An 18,088-nucleotide genomic window follows, 5' to 3' on the forward strand; every position below is an offset into this window, starting at 1 on the left:
ATTTTTTTTATTCCCGCCCTGGTTCTATGCGCTTTTCCCGCCTTTCCCTTCTGATTCGGGGCATGCCGCGAGGCAAAACGCGGCAGCCCCGATTCGCATTCACGGAGCTGTATCCCCCTGCAGCGCCCGGTTAAGATCTTGCCCGGTAGGATTCTGAAAAACGCGCAGGTCAAACGACGGAGCGGCGGCGAAAAGATGGTCGAAAATATCCGACTGGACCGACTCGTATAGACTCCAGTTCGTATCGTTCACGAAGGCGTAAATTTCCAACGGCAAGCCGTTTTCAGTAGGCGCCAGTTGTCGAACGAGCAACGTCAAGCTTTGATGAATTCTCGGATGATGCTTCAAATAGTTTTCGACATAGATGCGGAACACGCCGATATTCGTTAGCTGCCGCCCGTTTACTTCCACCGTCTTGTCGACGCCGTTACGGTCGTTGTACTCCGCGATTTCCCGTTCCTTGTTTTCAATATAGTCGGTCAAAAAATGGATTTTCCGAAACCGCCCGAGCATCTCGTCCGAACAGAAACGAATGCTGCTTGTATCGATGTAAACGGAACGTTTAATGCGTCGCCCGCCCGCTTGCTGCATCCCCCGCCAATTGCGAAACGAATCGGAAATAAGCGCGTAACTGGGAATCGTCGTAATCGTCTTATCGAAGTTCATTACCTTGACCGTATTCAGAGAAATATCGATCACATCGCCGTCCGCGTTGTATTTCGGCATTTCGATCCAATCCCCGACGCGCACCATATCGTTCGCCGACAGCTGCACCCCGGCGACGAGCCCCAGTATCGAATCCTTGAAAATCAGCATAAGAACGGCGGACAAGGCTCCCAAGCCGCTTAGCAGAAGTAGCGGGCTTTTGCCGATCAGGCTGGCGATAACAATGATGGCGCCGATAATGAAAACGAAAATTTTGACGACCTGGATATACCCTCGGATCGGCTTAACCTTGGAAATCTCGTAGGTGTTGTAGATGTCGTTGCAGGCGTTCAAGAAAGCGTCGATCGCCATCATGCTGATTAGGATGATATATACGGCGACGCCTTTCTCGATCAGCGTCTGATAACCGGGAAAGATCGAAGCAAAATAATAAATAAGAATAGCCGGAACGATATGGGACAGTCTATGAAACACCTTGCGTTCCAAAAAAACGTTGTCCCACGTGAAGCGGTTCTTCATGATGAACGCAGCTATGATTCGCAAAACGATCTTCTTGGTGACCAAATTGGCCAAGGCGCTCAGCCCGACGAGCAGCATGACGACGATAACATTCGCGAGATATACTGCAATTTGAGACGTTATTCCCTGTTCAATCAATAGCTGTTTAATAAATTCCATGCACTTCTCCTTACGTTTGTATCCTCTTATCGCTCTATTATAACATCCCTGACGTACGGGTAAAATGGAACCGTAAGCTCATCCCCTATTTTCGAATCGATTAAATTAATCGTGATTGGAAAACAATATGATTATACATTCGAACTAGACGTCTGGGGGCTATAAGATGATCCGACTCTTGCTGAAAATGATACAATTCGGAAGGAAATTAAACGGGACTATGGATCCATCCCCTTTGGCTTCACCGCTGCAAGCCGAGCTTTCCCCTAAGCTTGGGCACAATCTGGAGCGGCTGAAGCAAGTGCTCGGCCCCAGCAATGATATTGTCCTGCGTGAATTTTCGTTCGGGCAGGGAGGAAAATTGCAAGGCGCTATCCTCTATGTGGAGGGCTTGACTAATAAATTTCTAATTAACGAGAGCTTAGTAAAGCCTTTAATGTACGGTAGCCGTATGTTCGAAAGCAAATTAGAAACTGCGACTTTAGAAGCGGTTAAGAGCGGTATGATTTCTTTGGGAAGCGTGGAGGAAGCGACCACATTGGAAAGTGTGGTCGACGCATGCCTTTCTGGGGATACCGTACTAATGATTCAAGGTTTTCGCGAAGCGCTGGTCTTAAATACGAAAGGCTGGGAAGAGCGCGGCGTAGAGGAGCCGAAAACCGAATCCGTCGTGCGGGGGCCGCGGGAAGGGTTCACCGAAACGCTGAGAATCAATACCTCCCTATTGCGGCGTAAAATTAAAAATCCCACCCTGACGCTGGAACCCTTGAAAATCGGCAGAAAAACGAAAAGCGATGTTTGCCTCGTCTATTTAAAAGGCGTTGTCAATCCCCGTCTTGTCGAAGAGATCAGACGTCGGCTGAATCGGATCGATACCGACGCCATCATGGAATCGGGCTATATCGAGCAATTGATCGAAGACGCTCCCCACTCCATATTCTCTACCGTGGCCAACAGCGAAAAGCCCGATGTTGTTTCCGCCAAAATACTGGAGGGACGGGCGGCCATTCTCGTTGACGGCACGCCTTTCGTGCTGACTGTCCCCATGCTGTTCATCGAAAGCTTTCAAAGCGCGGAAGATTATTACTCCCGACCGTACTTTGCATCGATGATCCGTATGCTGAGATTCGGCTGTTACGGAATCAGCATCCTGGCGCCGGCTACTTATGTCGCTCTAACGACCTTCCACCAGGAGTTGATTCCTACTCCGTTGCTTTTTACCCTCGCCTCGTCGCGTGAAGGCGTCCCGTTTCCGGCTGTGCTAGAGGCGCTCGTCATGCTCGTGGCGTTCGAAATTCTGCGCGAAGCCGGCATACGGCTGCCCAGGCCCGTTGGCTCGGCGATCAGCATCGTAGGCGCCCTGATCATCGGAGAATCGGCAGTCGCCGCTGGTCTGATCGGAGCGCCTATGGTTATTGTCGTCGCATTGACTGCCGTATCCAGCTTTGTGGTGCCGGCGCAAACCGACTCCGTATCCATTTTGCGTTATTTTTTTTTATTTCTGGCCGGCGTCATGGGCGGATTCGGCGTAGCTGTCGGCATGCTGGGCCTGTTTATTCATTTGTCCGGCTTGCGGTCTTTCGGAACGCCTTATCTGTCGCCCGTGGCTCCGCTAAGCATCCATGACCAGAAGGATGTGCTTGTCCGTGCGCCTTTATGGGCCATGCTAACCCGCCCCAGAACGATCGGATGGCGCGATCCCGAGCGACAGCAATTCAGGCTGGAGCCCGCCCCTCCGACCAATGAAAGGGAGGGTCCAACATGATAAAAATAATCGCCTCTGCGCTTTTCATTTTCGTTATCGCCGGATGCTGGAACCGTCATGAGGTTGACTCGATAGCCATTATCATGGGAATCGGATTGGATAAGCCCGAAGACAGTGAAAATGTACGGTTTACGGCTCAATTGTTCAAACCGGTCGAGCAAAAAGAAGGCGGGAGGGACGGCGGCGGAGGCGAAGTCACCTACTGGAATATTAAAAGCTCGGGGGAGACGGTTTCCACCGCTATCCAGAGCGGGATCCATAAAGTGCCCCGCGAATTGTATTTCGCTCACAATCAGATTGTCATTTTCGGCCAAAATCTCGCAAAGAAAGGGATTCAACCCTATATCGATTTTTTTGTCCGCGAACATTCCAACCGTCTAACGGTTCAAGTCCTCGTTGCAAGAAATCAAGCGGAAGAAATATTGGATACCCCTGCTCATCTGGAGAAAATGCCGTCTCTGGATATCATGGATTTGATTGAATCTCAAGCTGAAGCCTCGCAATCCGGCACGGTTAATCTGAAGCAAATGTTGACCCGTCTGATGAGCAGCACGACAGCGCCGATCGCTCCGTTAATTGAAGTAATAGGACAAGGAAGCGAAGAAACCGTTCGTCTCTCGGGAACAGCCGTTTTCAAGAAAGATAAACTGATCGGTCAATTAAACCAAAGCGAAACCCGGGGCATGTTATGGGTTCTGGGCAAGGTAAGGAGAGGAACCGTTGAAGTCGCATGTCCCGAAGACGACGGCAAAGCCGCACTCATCACGACCCATTCCGAATCGAAGGTCGTCCCGATCGTGGAGCGCGGAAAAGTAAGGATCAACATCCATGTTAAAGAGGAGGGCATTCAAGGCAGCCAATCGTGCCCGGAAAATCTGGCCACTCCGCCGAAGAACAAGCAGCTCGAAGAACTTAAAGCCGATGCTATTCGCGAAGAAATGATGAAAGCGGTAGAAAAAGCTCAGAAGCTGAACGCGGACATTTTCGGCTTTGGCGAGGCGGTGCATCGAAAATATCCCCGGCAGTGGATCGAGTTGGAGAGCGATTGGGACAATATTTTTCCTGATATTGATGTCGCGTTGACTGTAGAAACGAAAATACGAAACCAGGGAAGAGCGTCGAAGCCGATTGCAGAGGAGTAGAGGACTGTTAATGAGAGTAGAGAAGGGGATTATTTCAAGCTCGCAATTGCTGTTTATGGCAGCAGCATTTGTTCAAGGAGCATCGTTGGTTGTCGCGTTTGCTTACAATGTGGCTAAACACGACTCCTGGCTCGTTGTTCTAGCCGGTTTAGCGGCGACTCTGCCGTTCGTGTGGGTCTGCATCTCCCTCGTCCAACGATTTCCCGGTCAGAACATAGTTCAAATCTTGGAGTCGGTTTACGGAACTTTCTTGGGCAAAGGGTTGTCCATTCTGTTCGTTTCGTTCCCTTTTCAAGTGATTTCGCATAATTTGAGATTTATCGGAGATTTTTTTGTCACCTATATGTACCCGAAAACGCCTTTAACCGTATTTCTCATTATGTTCATCGCCGTATGCGCGTGGGCGGTCAGAAGCGGAATTGAAACCATTGCCCGAATTGCGGTAATTACCGTAGCCATTACGATATTCGTCGACGTTGTAACCTTTTTTTTATTGCTCGGCGAAATGGAAGTCAACCATTTTTTCCCTTTGTTTGAGTTGCCTTTGAAGGATTTTTTTCATGGCATTCATATCATGTTTGCAATTCCCTTCGGAGAGCTAATGGTTTTCCTGATGATCGCTCCTTACGTGAATAAGATCAAACAAGCAAAAAGCGCCGTATTATGGGGCTTGACGATTGGAGCGGCCACATTGGCGATTCTTGTTGTCCGGGATATTGCCGCTCTCGGCATTCTTACCAACGTTCTGGTTTCTCCTTCGTTCGAAGCGGTCCGCCTGATCGATATCGCGCACATCATTACCAGAATGGAGCTGCTCGTTGCAATCGTCCTGTTAGTCACGGTATTCATCAAGATCAGCGTTCTCTTTTATGCGTCCGCTCTCGGGTTTGCCCAAATTTTCGGATTGAGGTCGTATGAACCTTTGGTGCTTCCGATCGCTATTTTCAGCGTCAGCTTCTCGATCCTCCTCTATGATGCGGCTGCAGAACAAATGTATGTAGGGGTAAATATATGGCCCATCTACGCCATGCTGTTTTACTCGCTGCCGGTGATCACGCTTGGACTCGCCATAATCCGTCGGTTGCCGCGGACACGGGAAGGAGGAGTGCGCCTATGATTTTTTTGCTGCTCGTCTTTTTCGCGGTTGTCGTTTGGTTGGAAGTCCCCGCTCTTATCCGCAAAAAATATTGGCGCGAACTCGCTGTTTTCTCGCTCTTCCTGCTCCCAACCTTCCTTCTCGCTTTATTGCAACTGCTGGATGTCCCTATTCCCAGTCCTGTGAAGGGAATCGAATACGTCATTAAAGATCTCTTGCATCTGAACTACAAATGAAGATTTTCACCCGGTAAATGGCTTAATCGCCTTTCGGGAGCTGGCTTCCAACGAAATCAGTTTATTTCCTTTCCGGCAGATTAAACATTTGCGGAATCGTGACAAATTCCGCGCCTTCCTTTTTTAGGCGGGGAATTAGTTCATCCAGCGCCTGGACCATCCCTGAAAGGTCCTGCGTCCAGTGACCGCCGCTGTGCATGAGAACGATAGCTCCCGGATGCAAATTACTTAAAACATTTTTCTTCACGGCAGCGGAATCGATCTGCGTCCAATCCATGGAATCCACAGACCAACCGATGACACTGAAATTCATTTTCCCAAGTTCCGCTAGAAGCTGATCATTCAGTCCCCCGTATGGCGCACGAAAGAGCTTCGGCGAATACCCTACCACATTTTTAATTGCAGCGTCTGTTTGCGTAACCTCCCACCTCATGCGGTCAATGCTTTCCTGCCACAGTTTTGGATGCCAATACGTGTGATTGCCTATAGAATGACCCTCCTGATGAATCCTTTTCGTGATATCCGGATGACCGGCTACTCTGGAGCCCATCAAGAAAAATGTCGCTTTCACCTTGTACTTCTTAAGAACATCCAGCACTTGTGGAGTGAACCGGCGGTCAGGACCATCGTCGAACGTCAAAGCGATGAGATTTTTCTGCAAGGAACCGCGAAGCACAAGAATATTCGGGAATTTCTTCTGGAGCTCATAATTGCTGATCGGGCGAAGAACGCGTTCTGTCGTCTCGGAACCTCCCGCCAGCGCATGCATGTTGCCGGAGGCGCTCTTCATCCCATATTCGGACCGCATTTTAATTCCAGATGGCGCGTTTTGAGTGTGCATTTGTTGCTCCTGGGTAGAATTGGAACATGCGGAAAGAAGAGCATGAACGAATAGGATAGGGATAAAACATCTTTTCAGGTTCATCTCTGGTGTACCTCCATTCAGATCGTGTCCATTCTAATTTGGACGATTTGACATGGAAATATCCTGATCCAAGGAGCCGGCACGAGGACCTCGACGGGCTGAGCGACGAGCGTACGGTCATGGTCTACATTCACAATCTGTCGGCTTATTGTTCCATCCCTATCGCTTCATCCTCATCCTGCGTGCCCGGAGCCTGGCGATGCGGGATCGGGCCCCCGCATGACTTTCGCACCTGTAAGCTTCCCTTGAAAACGACGAGATGAGATTCCGGTTCGACCGTCGTCTGTCGCGTTTTGATTTGATCGAGCAGCATTTCCGCTGCTTTTCGACCCATATGACCGACAGGATGCTTGAACGTAGTTAACGGCGAAGGAAGAAAGTCGGTGAAGTTAACCTCATCGATCAGCACAAGCGCAATATCTTCAGGAAACCGAATTCCTTTCCCCATCATATAGCTCAACACTTCCATTAGAATCAAGTCGTTGCCCGCCAGCAGGGCGGTCGGACGCTCTTCCATGGACAGCATTCGCTCCAGCTCCGGTATCGCTTCGTCAATGCGCGTACTCTTGATGTATTCCGGGCGGATCGGGAGGCCGTGATCGCGCATCGCAGCCTCGTAGCCCTCGATTCGTTCCGCGCGAGAACTGATGTGGCGCGGAGGGGTCATGATGGCAATCCTTTCATGCCCGTGAGCAATAAGATGCGACGTACAGATGTAGGAGGAACGGATGTTATCCATAACGACGGTATAGAGAGGAAGTCCTTCCAGCTTTCGATCAAGAAAAACAACCGGATAATGGTCGTCTACAAACCTCTGATACAGCTCCATGTTTTGACATGTCGGAACAATAATTAATCCGTCCACTTGTTTGGCGATAAGCATCTCCACGTATTTCTTTTCCTTGGACGGATCTTCATCCGTATTGCAAATAATCACATGATAGTCATGATGATGGCAGTAGTCCTCTATAGCGCGGGTCACTTCAGTCGAAAACCGATGGAGAAGATTGGCCACGATCACGCCGATCGTTGCCGTTGTTTTTTGTTTGAGACTTCTGGCTAAAATATTGGGCTGATAATCCAACTCGTTAATCGCAGCTTCAATCCTGGCCTTAGTCTCGGCGGACATATACTCGTAGCGATGATTCAAGTACTGCGACACGGTGCTTTTGGATACGTTCGAAGACTTGGCCACATCGGACAATGTCGCTCTTTTCCCTTTTGCCATTACTTCCCCACCTAAACCGTGATTTCATGTTCCATCCGGACCGAAAAGCCTTACTCGCCGTGTCTTGCGACATCCCGACCTTGATGGAAGCCCGGACCGCCCGCGGCCATATAACCGCCGCTGCGCCCTTCTTCGTCCGCCGTTATCCAGAACGCGTATAAAGACGCCTTCTCCAGATAAAAACGCAGCCTAATTGTACGATTCGCCATCGCTTCCAGATTTCCTCCAACCCAACGAATCTGCGCACAAGTGCTGTCGCCCCCTAACGGCTCGCATTGATTCTTGGAAAACCCGGGAATGACCGCTCCGTCTTCGTCCAGCACCTCTGCATAAAGCTTGCCTTGCGCGGCATCCGCATTTACAATAGACGGTCCCCCGAGAAAACGAGCTTCTTGGTCGTCACGCTGCCGCCTTGACCGCCATCCGTCAAGGAGGAGAAGCCGTCTCTCCTTAGCTTCGCAAGTCCAAGAGAGCCTCCCGCATATTCATGAACGCCCAGATTGGGGGAAACTCCGGAGAAAAAGGATACATAAATATAGAGCTCGTCCCCTACGACCAGACATACCCCGTTAGGAGCATGCGCATAGCCGTTGTCCCAGCGCCCCGCAACCTTGGAAGAGGCGATAAACGGTTCATAAGTCGGACGATCCCAATGAAACCCGTCTCTGCTGAACGCGATTTTGAGATCGTTGATCTTCGGACTTCCGGTGCGTTCGCAGACCGTGTTCGGCGGGCCAAGGAATACGGTATACACTCCTAACATGAGGCTTTCATAGGGCGTAGCGTCCAGATTGTACAGCTGCGTATAATAACCGAGCTCGGGATCGGGCCTGTCATAGATATCCGTTCGGGCCCAGAACCGAATGTCCTCGGCTTTCCATTGCGTTCTGCGGAAGAAATCGTCCGTCTCATAATATCCCCGGGTCCGCACGCGGCTGTCCAAGGCCGAGAAGGTTCTTAAGCTGAACGCCCACTTCCGCGTAAACGGATTATAGAAGAAGGTCGAGTTATCCCCGGCCATCCCGGTCTCGCCGGCCTCTGCCCAATCGATGCCGTTAGCCGACTTGTACAGCTTGATCGTCTCCTTAGGCGGTAGGGAGCCGGGGACATCGTGGAAGTGCTTGGGCATGGTCAAATACGTCACCGGCTCTTCTCCGAATTTGCGGAAGAAGACCATCATTTTGTACCTTTCATCCGGTTCGGCGGCATGATAATCAATCCAGACCGCAGCTCCGTCGCGCAGTGCTCCTTGCTCCACCGGAATGACCCGATCGGTCGAGCGGGCCGCATCGATCTCCGTCAATCTCTTCCAATGAATCCCGTCGTCGCTTTCGGCGTACGCCACGCCGTCAAACCAGCCGGCCTGATACCACATTTTAAACTTTCCGTCCTCGTCGTCGTAGAAGATGCCGTCGTTGAACGGGCAGGCGCAGGGAATATTTCCTCCATCCATCTCCAACGGAGTCTCCGGAACAAATACGGGCTGATCGCCAAGCGTCGGCTGGTGGAACACCCGGGTCAAATCGGTCGATTCAATAAGAAAATCATCTACGAACAGCTGCCTTCCCACGGTAATATTCACGACATCCGGCCACTGCTTTCTGTACTCCTTGGAAGGCGGTTGGTCCAGCGTCGTCTCGGCGTTGCGCGGCGGCCATTGCTCCGGCAGCTCGATATGATTGTATAGCTTCATCCTGCGTCCACGCTCCCCTTATTGCAAATTCGTGTGTCTCTTGGCCATCAGCTCCTGCGGATCCGAAGATGACGCCCGGACGATATGAATCATGACCGCATCCAGCAACAGGTGCAAGCTTTGATCGAATTGGTTGCCCAAAGGCTGCATCGTCGCCGGTTCATCCGCCAAGCGCCGTTTCGTCGCCGCAGGCAACCGCAGTACAAAGTCGCTGCTCTCGGCTAACGGCGAGGTTTCGTTCGTGGTGATCAGCGCAATGTCGGCTCCGATCTGCTTGGCCTGGCTGACGTAGAGCTGGATGCTGCCCGTCGTGCCCGATCCCGAGATCGCAAGCAGCATATCTCCTTGTTCAATATTGGGGGTAATCGTCTCACCTACGACAAAGGCCGGATAATCGGCATGCATGAGCCGCATGGCGAACGCCTTGCCCATTAATCCCGATCGTCCTTCTCCCGCAATAAAAATGCGTTTGGCCTTGCCGATTCTCTCCGCAAAGGCCAGACACTTTGCTTCGTCCACATTCCCCAATACGCCTGCAATTTCGTCCATAATGCTCTTAAGCAATGCTTTCATCCCGTCATTTCCCCCTGTATTCTTAGCGCTGCCGCTCTTCGGTCCGGCGCTCCCGTAATGGCGCTGCCCACGATCAGCACATCCGGCCGGTACGGGCGAAGCCGCGCTATCGCGTGCTCGTCGACCCCTCCCGCATAGGAGAATCGGACGTCCGATAGCTTGCGGAGATGCTCCATCATCGGAATACCCGTATAAGCCTGTTCGGGAAGCTCCTGCATATCCTTGCCGCGATGCACGGAGAAGAGTCTGACTCCCAGCTCGTAGAGCCGATTCACTCGTTCGAGGTCGACGACTCCCAATAAATCAACCATGACTTGCTTGCCCTGCTGGTCGGCGATTTGCAAGGATTCTGCGATTGTCCGGTCATCCGCAAAGGCCATCACCGTCGTCACGTCCGCCCCTGCTAGAAAAGCTTGAGAAGATTCGCTTCTTCCAGCGTCGCAGGTTTTCATATCGGCTACAAGAACCGCATTGGGCCAATCCTTCTTGATCCTTGCAACAATAGCCATGCCATATTGTTTAATCACGCCTGTTCCGATCTCGATCCACTCCGCCAGATCGCCGATCTCCTCCAACATAAGCAGGCATTGTTCCTCAGTTAATCGATCCAGTGCCACTTGCAGCTTCACGAAGCATCCCCGCCTATCGTTCCAATATTTCGCTTGCTACCACTTCCTCATAGTAAGGAAGACCTTCGTTATCTCCAGAAACGCTTACCACCATAGAGCCGACTTTATTGGCGAATGCGGCTGCTCGCTCCAAAGGCCAATTGTTCAAATAACCCAGCAGAAACCCGGCATTAAAGCCGTCTCCGGCTCCGACCGTATCCACCACTTGCGGAACCGGCACGGCCGGCATGCGGATCGCTTCCTGTCCGCGGACTGCCGTGCATCCTCTTTCTCCCTGCTTAATCGCGATGTGGGAAATGCCATACCTCCTGAATTCAGCCAGCATCTCGTTGACATCGGCGGTGTCCAGCAGCAGGGCCGCCTCCTCTTCGCCGGTCAACAGAATATCGACATAGGGCAACAGTTCGGTCAGCGCCGACCTCGCCTCCTCCTTCGACCATAGCCTCAATCGAATGTTAGGATCGAAGGAAACCCGAACATCATGTTCTTTAGCCAGCTGAATCGCCTTCATAATGACCGACATATCATGCTTGCGAATTGCGGAGAACACCCCTGTAAGGTGCAAGACGCGGGAGCGCTTAATGTATTCGGCGTGAATATCCTCCTCCGACATCGTCAACGTCGGCGAATCCGATCTATAGTAGAAGGTCCGCCCGCTTCCGTCTTCGCGAATTTCCTTGAAATTCACGGATGTGGCGTAGGACTCCAGTAGTTCGACCTGAGTTACATCAATGCCTTCGCCGCGAGCGTAATGATACACGTACTTGCCGAATTCATCATTGCCCAGTCGGCTGATCCAACCGGTTCTGAGTCCCAACCTGGCGCAACCGATGGCCAGATTCAGTTCGGCTCCTCCTACCTTGCGCTCAAATTCGTTGACATGGCGCAACGGTCCCTTGCTGCGGGGATTCATGGTTACCATTCCGTCGCCTATCGTAATGACATCCAAATCCTTCTTCAAGGCAATCTCTCTTTTCTGTAGGTATAATCTCCGTTGCTACTTTACCGCTCCCTGCGTTACTCCCTGGATGATGAACCGCTGCACGAACAGATAAATAACGAGCACCGGCATGATCGTGAGCAGGATGCCCGGCAGGAATTTGGAGTAATCCGTGGAGTAGATATCCTTGAACACCTGAATGGCAAGGGGCAGCGTCAGATAGGCCTTACCCGCATTCTGCAGCACGATCAACGGCAGCAGGAAGTCGTTCCAGATCCACAGGACATGCAGAATTCCAATGGTCACCGATGTGGGCAGCACGATCGGCAGTACGATTTTGAAAAAGGTCTGCCTGCCGTTGCAGCCGTCGATAAGCGAAGCTTGCTCAAGCTCCAGCGGAACGCTTTTGATAAAACCATGATAAATGAATACGGCCAGCGGCGTACCGAAGCCGACATACATAAAGATTAGCGCGGGATGCGGCGCTCCGCTTATCCAGCCCAGCATCTTCCCGTACACGCTGACGAGCGGGATCATAATCGCCTGAAAGGGGATAATCATGGAAGAAACCATCAACAAAAACATGGTGTTATTGAATCGGGTGCGATTACGAACGAAATAATGAGCCGTCATCGAAGAGAACAGTAAAATAATCAGCACGCTTGTAAATGTAATAAACACTGTATTTAAAAAACTGCCGAAATAATTCATCTGTTCGATGGCCAGTTTGAAATTTTCAAAATGGAAGGTCTTTGGAAAGCTCATGGGCGATTCAATAATCTCGGCATTGGACTTGAACGCATTCAGCAGCAGCAGCATAAAGGGGAACATAAACAGAAGCAAAGCCAGGAGTACGATCACATATACCGGGAGCTTCCGAAGCCATAACGTGATGTGCACTTAATGTTCGACCTCCATTTTCTTACTGAAATACACTTGGGTAATCGTAATGATCGCCACGATCAGGAACAGGACGAACGCCTCTGCCTGGCCTAACCCGTAATTGTAACTGCGAAACGCTTTGTCGAACACATGCATCGAAGCTAGGATCGTACTTCCGTAGGGTCCGCCTTCCGTTAAAGAAAAGTTAAGATCGTAGACCATAAAGCTGCGTTGCAGAGACAAGAAGACAGTGACGATAAAGGAGGGAACCATCAGCGGGAGAATCATTCGTGACAATTGCTTCCACCTGCCCGCCCCGTCGATGGTAGCCGCTTCCATAATATCTTTAGGCACATTCATCAATCCGGCAATGAAAATAACCATCATGTAGCCCGCATAATGCCATACCGTGACGATCACAAGCGCCCAGAAAGCTAATTTTTCATTTCCCAGCCAAGATTTGCTGAAGAGCTCCCAGCCGAATTGATCGCCGATCTTTACGAAGAAATTGTGGAAAATAAACTGCCACAAAAACCCGAGCACCAATCCGCCAATTAGACTCGGAGCAAAAAACGAAGCACGAAGGAAATTCTGTCTTTTCATCCACGTGACTAACAAATAAGAGAGCAGAAATCCTATTCCATTAATGAGGAGAACCGATATCGCCACATACCGAAGGGTTAGCGCCATGGACTTCCAGAAGGCATTGTCGCGAAATACGTCCAAATAATTCGTAACGCCGACGAAGGGCATCTGAGACGCTATGCCGTCCCACTTGAAGAACGTAAGATAGATTCCGTATATAAATGGAACAAGGATGACAGCCGCAAAAATACTGATCGCCGGACCGGTATAAAAGAGTTGCCTTCCCGTGTTTCTGAATAAATTCTTCTTCGCATTCAACACGATCACTCCAGTTCTTCCTCAATAATAAAGAATGTGATGGAGGTGATCTCACATCCACCACATTCTTTGGTCCGGCTTACTCCTTGCCCTTCCAGAAGGCCTCGATTTCTTTGGCTAAACCTGCGCGATCCGTGCTGTCGGCCAAATACTTTTGCATCGATGCTCCGATTTCCTTCGAGTGATCGCCCGGCACGTAGTTAGCCGCGAACGAGATGGTCAATCCGCTGTCCATGTAGCTCTTGATGGACTTTCCGAGCGAGTCGGACGGCTCGAGCGGGTTATTCGAAGTTGCTGGGATGATTCCCATTTTGTTGACCAGGAAGTCTTGTCCGGTCTCATTGTATACAAACCATTCCAAAAACTGCTTAGCCGCCGCTTGCTGCTCCGGGGTGCTTTCGCTCTTATCGATGAAGATCTGCTTCGTAGCGCCTACAGCGATCGATCCGACGGCTTTAGGATTAATCGCATGGTCGATCGGTACCGGCAAGAACGCATATTCGCCGTCAGGATTCACTTCGTGCAATTGACTGATCATCCAATTCCCATTGAATGTGAAAGCCGAGGTTCCATTCGCTACGGCAGCGGCAATATTTTCGGCGGTTACCGCCAGCGAATCCTTTTTGCCCGCGTTGTAGGCTTTCATCAGATCGAAAGTGTCAATCAATCCGTTGAAGCTTGCGTTATCCGCGAGATTCGCTTCCCCGGCCTTCAGTTTGGCGAGGAATGCAGCCGTGTCTCCACCGTCTTGCGTTGCGTAGGATAGCGGCAGGAAGTGATTTCCTAACGACCATGGCATGCTTCCGACAAGAATAGGGGAAATGCCCGACTTCTCAATCGTTTGGAACAATGCCTCCAGATCGGCCAAAGACTTTATCGATGCCGGATCGAATGTACCTCCCGTTGCCTCTTCCACGACCGCTTTATTATACACCAGACCGTAACCTTCTACCGCGAACGGGAATGCAAGGGTCGCGCCGTCCAGCTCGTTAGGAGCGGCCAAGTCCTTCACCCATTGTTCTCCGGACAGATCCAACGCCTTGTCCTTGAATTTAGGAATGTCCCCCGCATCCAGCATGTTCAGAGTAGCAGGCGTTCCGGACGAGTACAGGACGGAGGCTCTCTCGAACGGAGATTGTCCGCTTGGCACGGTGAGGATATTCACCTTGATATTCGGGTTTTCATTCATGAAGGCTTCTGCTGCGTTCTCAAACTCTTCGTGAATCTGACCTTTGGAGTTCAGCATGACAATTTCGACGGTTTTGCCGACGTTTTCTGTATTGTTGCCATTGCTGGCCGTTGGTTCGCTGTTCTTGCTATTGCCGTTCCCGCAAGCTGTAACCACGGCAACAACCAAAGCGACTAATAGAAATTTCCACGATTTCATGTAAGTTATGCCTCCCTTAAGTAGATAAAGCCATGAACGTACTGCAATCGATTCTCTCTCTGTCCTCCTTGTTTTCCTTGTGAAGAAATGCTGTCATTCTGTGAAAAGCTTTAACATAAACCGATTTACTAAATCGGTTTATGTTATTATCATAGTGGATGCGCTCCCATTTGACAAGCCTATTTTTGTGGATAATACCTATTTCCGAGCTGTCATCGAGGGGGGTTCTTCATCCGTATGTTGGCTCGAATCCCCGGCGTTCGCGTTTCGCCCCATACCTTTCGCCACACCATGGCGAAAATGTGCAGCCGCAATGGCGGCGACCCGTTTTCGCTCCAACAAATACTGATCCGGATTAGAAAGATAATCGCTGTTTTCAACCTTTTGCGTCCAGCTTGTTCCATTAAAAACGGTCATCCATTTCGAAGTTATCATTATTACTCCGTTGTACAGCGTTTCCTTGCATGAAAAAAGCCCTGATGCTTTCGACATCAGAGTTGTTCTTGTTGGGTAGTAAAAAAATTCGGTAAACACGGAGATTGATTATGGTCCCTCCGGCAGGGAACACCACGTTGCCAATGGTGCGAGCAAAACGCTCCGACAATTTTCGGGTATTCGGATTTTATAGTGGAAAAGGGCTTATAACTCGCCCTTCTCCAATTTCTCAATCAAGGTGGAAATGTCGATACCAAGAGGCAATTCGCTACGCTCACGAACAACTCCAACAGGAGGCATTCTATCAAACGAAGGATAGTTCATATCGTAGCGGTCAAGGTCGGCAAGGAAGTCTCGCTTCTGATACTTGGGCTTGCGTTCCTTTTGAAGACCTTCTGTAAAGAGCATTTTGGCTCTAAGAGCTTCAAACGAGTATCCTCTACCCATACGATTCATCACACGTATAAGGCTGTTCAGAGACTCCGTATAGGCGTTTGTGATGCGATGGTCGAAGTAAGCGAATATCTCTGTCTCCCAGTTCGCCATAGCCTTTGTAAGAGGCTCAAAAGCGGATTGCAGTTCCTTTGGTATCTTGGATTTCCAATCGTGGTATTTGAGGAACGCCTTTTGTCTTGTGTCGCTTTCCCAAATATCGAAATAGGATTCCTTTAAGTCATATGCAGTCCCGAGAGAGGGGTGATTCTTCGTCCACAGGTCAAGCGTTATCTTGTCCATCTCTGTTAGCTCTTTATGGCGTTTCAGGAGGATAAAGCGGTCGTGCATAAGCCCACGCCGTTGCTTAGGCGATAAGCCCTCTCTAAGCTGTTTACGGATAGTCTCTAATGCCTGATTCGCCATTCGGACAACGTGAAACTTATCTACGATGATTGTAGCATTGGGCAGTACAGCCCTCACAGCGTCCCTGTATGGTTGCCACATATCCATAGTGACGTATTGTATTCGCCCTCTGTTTGGAAGGCGTGAGAGGTAGCCTATAACGGTCTCCTTATTGCGATTGGGAAGAACATCTAACAACGTTCGTTCTTCAATGTTGGTCAAAACGCAACGAGGCTTGATGATGTGGATTTCGTCAATACCGAGCCAGTTAGGAGTTTCGAACCGTAATGTCTCTTCCAGGCGATTAATGTAATCACGAAAGATGTTTCGTATCGTCTTTTCGTTAAGCCCAACGTCCTCAGATATGCTGACAAACGTTCGTTTAAGGCTTTGCTTCTCAATGTAAGCCAATAATCGTTTAGTACAGTTTCTCTTCTCGTCTATCGTGTGGTCTAAGCGTTCCCAGAAGGTTTGGTTGCAATCTCTACACCGATATCTCTGACGCTTTACGAGAAGCCCTACACGCTTTCCATGGATAGGTAAGTCCATACTCAACTGCTCACGGTTGTCGTGCTTATAGAGGTTCGCTACGCATCCACAATGAGGACAGGCAAGAGGTGGAGAGTTCGTCTCCACCCGTATCTGGAAGTCATGTTCATTTTCAGCGACTTGAACGACATTGAATTTAGGGAGGCTTAATATGTCCATTACACCATGTTCTCCAAGTAGTGTTTATAGTTGTCCAACTTGATATAAGAACCTGTTTTATCGGTGTAAATCGTGCGTGTTCGACCTTTACGGAATGTCATCGGGTAACGCTCTCCACCTTGATGATTAAACACTGCGACAACTTCGGCACCATTTAAATGATATTCGTATGTTCTCAATTCACTCTCTTTTACCATTACAACTTGCATCCGAGGAGTTTCTGTGCCATTCATGACCATTTCCTCCTCTCCTTACGGACGATTTTCGTTTTCGTATTGTTCGATGATTTCAAGTTGCTGTTCAACGTCAAGACCATCAAACTCTTCTCGAAACATGCGATAATCATTCACCAACCATTGATTGAATCTTTCTGTGTCGATTCCGTTCATGAATACTGTCCCTTTCATATCCATCAACCTCCAAATCCGATTTTGTTTACATTTACATCATACCATCGGTTAGGGGGGTTGTCAACCATGTAATCCGATTTTATATTCAAATTACATTATGGACTTTTCAACCAAACTATCCGAAGAGCCCAATTTTCTTGCCCTTACATCATAACGCCAATTACTTGTTCATGAAATCGGTATTTAAAAGTCTGCCTAAATAAAAAAACCCTTCTTTGGAGGGTCACTTAGAAACAAGATTTTGGTGCGCGTAGAGGGACTTGAACCCCCACGGTTTCCCGCCAGATCCTAAGTCTGGTGCGTCTGCCAATTCCGCCATACGCGCGCGTTTGCTTGCATTCTACCCGGTGTCGGAAGAATGGTGAGCCATGAAGGACTCGAACCTTCGACACCCTGATTAAAAGTCAGGTGCTCTACCAACTGAGCTAATGGCTCGAGAGTGGCTGGGGATCTAGGATTCGAACCTAGGAGTGACGGAGTCAAAGTCCGTTGCCTTACCGCTTGGCTAATCCCCAACGGAAGGAAAATATGGTGGAGGCTGAGGGGATCGAACCCCCGACCCTCTGCTTGTAAGGCAGATGCTCTCCCAGCTGAGCTAAGCCTCCACGGCGCTTGCGGTATGAAGAAAATGGTGACCCCTAGGGGATTCGAACCCCTGTTACCTCCGTGAAAGGGAGGTGTCTTAACCACTTGACCAAGGGGCCATGGATAGTAGGGAAATGGAGCTCTCAACCGGGATCGAACCGGTGACCTCATCCTTACCATGGATGCACTCTACCTACTGAGCTATGAGAGCATGGTCCTTACTTATACACAGCGATAGAGAACAAATTGCTCCGGCCTGGCGACGTCCTACTCTCCCAGGACCCTGCGGTCCAAGTACCATCGGCGCTGGAGGGCTTAACGGTCGTGTTCGGGATGGGTACGCGTGGAACCCCTCCGCCGTCATCACCAG

19 protein-coding genes, 6 tRNA genes and 1 rRNA gene are annotated in these 18,088 nt (G+C 50.0%); 4 read left to right on the forward strand and 22 right to left on the reverse strand.

What is annotated here, in order from left to right; genetic code table 11:
• Positions 1 to 99 precede the first annotated feature (99 nt).
• Positions 100 to 1,344 carry a mechanosensitive ion channel family protein gene (locus tag ACESLK_RS24960; protein WP_373232439.1) on the reverse strand — a complete coding sequence of 415 codons (1,245 nt, stop codon included), beginning with the start codon at positions 1,342 to 1,344 and terminating at the stop codon, positions 100 to 102.
• A 166-nt stretch (positions 1,345 to 1,510) separates the two neighbouring features.
• On the opposite strand from ACESLK_RS24960, the gene ACESLK_RS24965 reads away from it, so the two are divergent.
• The 4 genes from ACESLK_RS24965 to ACESLK_RS24980 are packed head-to-tail and all read left to right on the forward strand — an operon-like array spanning position 1,511 to position 5,583.
• Positions 1,511 to 3,109, forward strand: a complete 1,599-nt coding sequence (locus ACESLK_RS24965) for a spore germination protein (protein WP_373232440.1) — start codon at positions 1,511 to 1,513, stop codon at positions 3,107 to 3,109.
• Positions 3,106 to 4,251 (forward strand): Ger(x)C family spore germination protein, encoded by a 1,146-nt coding sequence (locus ACESLK_RS24970; RefSeq protein WP_373232441.1) that lies wholly within the window; start codon positions 3,106 to 3,108, stop codon positions 4,249 to 4,251. The genes ACESLK_RS24965 and ACESLK_RS24970 overlap by 4 nt, the downstream gene beginning before the upstream one ends.
• 10 nt (positions 4,252 to 4,261) lie before the next feature.
• The gene (locus ACESLK_RS24975; RefSeq protein WP_373232443.1) at positions 4,262 to 5,368 is read left to right on the forward strand and encodes a GerAB/ArcD/ProY family transporter; all 1,107 of its coding nucleotides are present in this window, start codon (positions 4,262 to 4,264) and stop codon (positions 5,366 to 5,368) included.
• Positions 5,365 to 5,583 (forward strand): hypothetical protein, encoded by a 219-nt coding sequence (locus ACESLK_RS24980; protein WP_373232444.1) that lies wholly within the window; start codon positions 5,365 to 5,367, stop codon positions 5,581 to 5,583. The genes ACESLK_RS24975 and ACESLK_RS24980 overlap by 4 nt, the downstream gene beginning before the upstream one ends.
• Before the next feature lie 61 nt (positions 5,584 to 5,644).
• On the opposite strand, the gene ACESLK_RS24985 is transcribed toward ACESLK_RS24980, so the two are convergent.
• From ACESLK_RS24985 to rrf, 21 genes are all read right to left on the reverse strand, one after another.
• Positions 5,645 to 6,424 carry a polysaccharide deacetylase family protein gene (locus ACESLK_RS24985; RefSeq protein ID WP_373232445.1) on the reverse strand — a complete coding sequence of 260 codons (780 nt, stop codon included), beginning with the start codon at positions 6,422 to 6,424 and terminating at the stop codon, positions 5,645 to 5,647.
• 229 nt (positions 6,425 to 6,653) lie between these two features.
• Positions 6,654 to 7,736, reverse strand: coding sequence for a LacI family DNA-binding transcriptional regulator (locus ACESLK_RS24990; RefSeq protein WP_373232446.1), 1,083 nt, complete (start codon positions 7,734 to 7,736; stop codon positions 6,654 to 6,656).
• A gap of 50 nt (positions 7,737 to 7,786) precedes the next feature.
• On the reverse strand, positions 7,787 to 8,059 hold the full coding sequence (locus ACESLK_RS24995) for a hypothetical protein (protein WP_373232447.1): 273 nt from the start codon (positions 8,057 to 8,059) through the stop codon (positions 7,787 to 7,789).
• A gap of 35 nt (positions 8,060 to 8,094) precedes the next feature.
• Positions 8,095 to 9,429, reverse strand: a complete 1,335-nt coding sequence (locus ACESLK_RS25000; protein ID WP_373232449.1) for a hypothetical protein — start codon at positions 9,427 to 9,429, stop codon at positions 8,095 to 8,097.
• Between the two features lie 18 nt (positions 9,430 to 9,447).
• The gene (gene hxlB, locus ACESLK_RS25005; protein ID WP_373232450.1) at positions 9,448 to 10,002 is read right to left on the reverse strand and encodes a 6-phospho-3-hexuloisomerase; all 555 of its coding nucleotides are present in this window, start codon (positions 10,000 to 10,002) and stop codon (positions 9,448 to 9,450) included.
• Positions 9,999 to 10,631: a 3-hexulose-6-phosphate synthase gene (hxlA, locus tag ACESLK_RS25010; RefSeq protein WP_373232451.1), complete on the reverse strand. Its 633-nt coding sequence runs from the start codon at positions 10,629 to 10,631 to the stop codon at positions 9,999 to 10,001. Before hxlA ends, hxlB begins: the two co-directional genes overlap by 4 nt.
• Positions 10,632 to 10,644: 13 nt before the next feature.
• The gene (locus tag ACESLK_RS25015) at positions 10,645 to 11,592 is read right to left on the reverse strand and encodes a sugar kinase (protein WP_373232452.1); all 948 of its coding nucleotides are present in this window, start codon (positions 11,590 to 11,592) and stop codon (positions 10,645 to 10,647) included.
• A gap of 36 nt (positions 11,593 to 11,628) precedes the next feature.
• Positions 11,629 to 12,465, reverse strand: a complete 837-nt coding sequence (locus ACESLK_RS25020) for a carbohydrate ABC transporter permease (RefSeq protein WP_373232460.1) — start codon at positions 12,463 to 12,465, stop codon at positions 11,629 to 11,631.
• Between the two features lie 6 nt (positions 12,466 to 12,471).
• Entirely contained in the window at positions 12,472 to 13,365 is an 894-nt protein-coding gene (locus tag ACESLK_RS25025; RefSeq protein ID WP_373232453.1) for a carbohydrate ABC transporter permease, read from the reverse strand.
• Positions 13,366 to 13,435: 70 nt separating this feature from the next.
• A complete protein-coding gene (locus ACESLK_RS25030) occupies positions 13,436 to 14,743 on the reverse strand; it encodes an ABC transporter substrate-binding protein (RefSeq protein WP_373232454.1) in 1,308 nt (435 codons plus the stop codon).
• A gap of 198 nt (positions 14,744 to 14,941) precedes the next feature.
• Complete coding sequence (locus tag ACESLK_RS25035) at positions 14,942 to 15,178, reverse strand: hypothetical protein (RefSeq protein WP_373232455.1); 237 nt, start codon at positions 15,176 to 15,178, stop codon at positions 14,942 to 14,944.
• 204 nt (positions 15,179 to 15,382) lie between these two features.
• Positions 15,383 to 16,723, reverse strand: coding sequence for an ISL3 family transposase (locus ACESLK_RS25040; protein ID WP_373232456.1), 1,341 nt, complete (start codon positions 16,721 to 16,723; stop codon positions 15,383 to 15,385).
• Positions 16,723 to 16,956, reverse strand: a complete 234-nt coding sequence (locus ACESLK_RS25045; RefSeq protein ID WP_373232457.1) for a hypothetical protein — start codon at positions 16,954 to 16,956, stop codon at positions 16,723 to 16,725. The genes ACESLK_RS25040 and ACESLK_RS25045 overlap by 1 nt, the downstream gene beginning before the upstream one ends.
• An 18-nt stretch (positions 16,957 to 16,974) precedes the next feature.
• Positions 16,975 to 17,130, reverse strand: a complete 156-nt coding sequence (locus ACESLK_RS25050) for a hypothetical protein (protein ID WP_373232459.1) — start codon at positions 17,128 to 17,130, stop codon at positions 16,975 to 16,977.
• 245 nt (positions 17,131 to 17,375) lie between these two features.
• Positions 17,376 to 17,458 (reverse strand) — tRNA-Leu (locus ACESLK_RS25055).
• Positions 17,459 to 17,492: 34 nt separating this feature from the next.
• Positions 17,493 to 17,568 (reverse strand) — tRNA-Lys (locus ACESLK_RS25060).
• A gap of 5 nt (positions 17,569 to 17,573) precedes the next feature.
• Positions 17,574 to 17,648, reverse strand: a tRNA-Gln gene (locus ACESLK_RS25065).
• Positions 17,649 to 17,662: 14 nt separating this feature from the next.
• A tRNA-Val gene (locus ACESLK_RS25070) sits at positions 17,663 to 17,738 on the reverse strand.
• A 24-nt stretch (positions 17,739 to 17,762) separates the two neighbouring features.
• A tRNA-Glu gene (locus ACESLK_RS25075) sits at positions 17,763 to 17,837 on the reverse strand.
• A gap of 16 nt (positions 17,838 to 17,853) precedes the next feature.
• A tRNA-Thr gene (locus ACESLK_RS25080) sits at positions 17,854 to 17,929 on the reverse strand.
• Between the two features lie 43 nt (positions 17,930 to 17,972).
• A 5S ribosomal RNA gene (gene rrf / locus ACESLK_RS25085) occupies positions 17,973 to 18,088 on the reverse strand.

This window comes from Cohnella sp. (genome assembly GCF_041640265.1).
Taxonomy (GTDB): domain Bacteria; phylum Bacillota; class Bacilli; order Paenibacillales; family Paenibacillaceae; genus Cohnella.

Coding starts and splice junctions, on each gene's coding strand:
- ACESLK_RS24960 (WP_373232439.1), bottom strand. CDS start 1,344: ATGGAATTTATTAAACAGCTATTGATTGAACAGGGAATAACGTCTCAA.
- ACESLK_RS24965 (WP_373232440.1), top strand. CDS start 1,511: ATGATCCGACTCTTGCTGAAAATGATACAATTCGGAAGGAAATTAAAC.
- ACESLK_RS24970 (WP_373232441.1), top strand. CDS start 3,106: ATGATAAAAATAATCGCCTCTGCGCTTTTCATTTTCGTTATCGCCGGA.
- ACESLK_RS24975 (WP_373232443.1), top strand. CDS start 4,262: ATGAGAGTAGAGAAGGGGATTATTTCAAGCTCGCAATTGCTGTTTATG.
- ACESLK_RS24980 (WP_373232444.1), top strand. CDS start 5,365: ATGATTTTTTTGCTGCTCGTCTTTTTCGCGGTTGTCGTTTGGTTGGAA.
- ACESLK_RS24985 (WP_373232445.1), bottom strand. CDS start 6,424: ATGCACACTCAAAACGCGCCATCTGGAATTAAAATGCGGTCCGAATAT.
- ACESLK_RS24990 (WP_373232446.1), bottom strand. CDS start 7,736: ATGGCAAAAGGGAAAAGAGCGACATTGTCCGATGTGGCCAAGTCTTCG.
- ACESLK_RS25000 (WP_373232449.1), bottom strand. CDS start 9,429: ATGAAGCTATACAATCATATCGAGCTGCCGGAGCAATGGCCGCCGCGC.
- hxlB (WP_373232450.1), bottom strand. CDS start 10,002: ATGAAAGCATTGCTTAAGAGCATTATGGACGAAATTGCAGGCGTATTG.
- ACESLK_RS25030 (WP_373232454.1), bottom strand. CDS start 14,743: ATGAAATCGTGGAAATTTCTATTAGTCGCTTTGGTTGTTGCCGTGGTT.
- ACESLK_RS25035 (WP_373232455.1), bottom strand. CDS start 15,178: ATGATAACTTCGAAATGGATGACCGTTTTTAATGGAACAAGCTGGACG.
- ACESLK_RS25040 (WP_373232456.1), bottom strand. CDS start 16,723: ATGGACATATTAAGCCTCCCTAAATTCAATGTCGTTCAAGTCGCTGAA.
- ACESLK_RS25045 (WP_373232457.1), bottom strand. CDS start 16,956: ATGAATGGCACAGAAACTCCTCGGATGCAAGTTGTAATGGTAAAAGAG.
- ACESLK_RS25050 (WP_373232459.1), bottom strand. CDS start 17,130: ATGAAAGGGACAGTATTCATGAACGGAATCGACACAGAAAGATTCAAT.